The 1465-nt window shown below is 46.6% G+C and carries 1 protein-coding gene; it reads left to right on the top strand.

The window, feature by feature from the left end; genetic code table 11:
• Positions 1-161: 161 nt before the first annotated feature.
• Positions 162-1391, top strand: a complete 1230-nt coding sequence (locus IDH41_RS31075) for an IS701 family transposase (protein ID WP_190868228.1) — start codon at positions 162-164, stop codon at positions 1389-1391.
• Positions 1392-1465 lie beyond the last annotated feature (74 nt).

Here is a 1465-nt window from a genome sequence, read left to right as displayed (position 1 = left end):
ACTTGAGTCTTGCAAAAATATTGCCGTCAAATCGTGTTACTTAAACTCAGAAGCTTAGAACCTTTGTCGGAGAGAGGAACAGAAGAAGGACATCAATCCTTTTGGAAGAAATTGTTGGTTACCACACCACAATATCCAAATAAAGGAGATGTCCCAATCTCATGGTATCCCTCTATCTGCCGATCGTCAAGTTTATTTTGGCCCTGAAATTAGAATTTTCCAAACCTCAATTGCAGCATTTGTTTACGCTTGTCCATGGCATCATTCTCTGTGCCGGACGCAAAAATATCACTCAGATCCAATACGCTGCCAAAGACCATCGTCATTTGAGCAGTGTTACGAATTTCTTGAATCATGCGCCATGGTGCATGAATCGCATGCAGCGCAGAAGAATACAAGCGGTCATGTACCGAATTCGGAAATCGCAGCTCAAAGGCGGCGATCCCCGAAGAATCGTGTTTCTGATCGTGGATGACACCTGTTGTAAGAAAGACCGCACGACCAAGAGAATGGAAGCTCTGAGTTTTCAGTATTCGCATGAGGAAGGCAAGTCCGTCTGGTGTCACAATCTCGTTACCACACATGTCGTAAGTAGCGGTCAATCTTATGCCTTCGATTTCCGACCCTATTACCAGAGCGAATATTGTGAAGCTCAGCGGCTCACCTTCAAGAGCAAAAACGATTTGGCTGTTGAAATGATCGAAGCCTTCCCGTCAAATGACGACGAGCGTGTTTACGTCCTGATGGACAGCTGGTACACCAGCGAAAAAGTCGTCAATGCCTGTAACCGTAAAGGATTTCATGTCATTGCGACTCTAAAAACGAACCGACTCATTTGTCCGTCCGGAATCACGATTAAGATTAACGATTTCGCCGAGCAGTACATTCGTAAATCCGATCTCCGCTCCGTTACGGTGGAAGGTCGGGGCGTGTACTGGGTCTATGCCTATGAGGGGCCGGTCAGCGAAATCGAGAATGTCAGGTTACTGCTGTCTTGGAAAGACGAATACACCGCCTCGAGCAAACCTCAGGTTTGTCTCCTGTGTACGGATCCAACGTTGGATCTCGTTACGATTCAACGATACTATCACGTACGATGGAACATCGAGACGGGTTATCGCTATTTTAAGGAGCTGCTCGGCTTTGACCAATACCAACTGCTTTCGTTTCATGGTATTCAACGATTTTGGGCCATCCAGTTTCTGACACAGAACTTCCTGGAATTTCAGCGGCAGGATTGGATACGTGATGGAGCAGACGTGACAATCGGTGATGTGGTACGTCGCATCCGAGAAGAATTCTTCGGGCAGATCGTCGTGTATGTTTATGAGCAAGCCTTGGAGAAGAAACCGCTTCTCGACATTTTGCGTCATCTCAAGCTCACGGCCTAAACCGTTGATTTACCTTTCACGCTACAGGTCTGCCTTTTGAGGCACACTGTATCGAAAAATCGCAAGATTCAAGT

This window comes from Paenibacillus arenilitoris (assembly GCF_014705655.1).
GTDB lineage: Bacteria > Bacillota > Bacilli > Paenibacillales > Paenibacillaceae > Pristimantibacillus > Pristimantibacillus arenilitoris.
This window is presented reverse-complemented; position numbering and strand designations above follow the sequence as displayed.

Coding starts and splice junctions, on each gene's coding strand:
- IDH41_RS31075 (WP_190868228.1), top strand. CDS start 162: ATGGTATCCCTCTATCTGCCGATCGTCAAGTTTATTTTGGCCCTGAAA.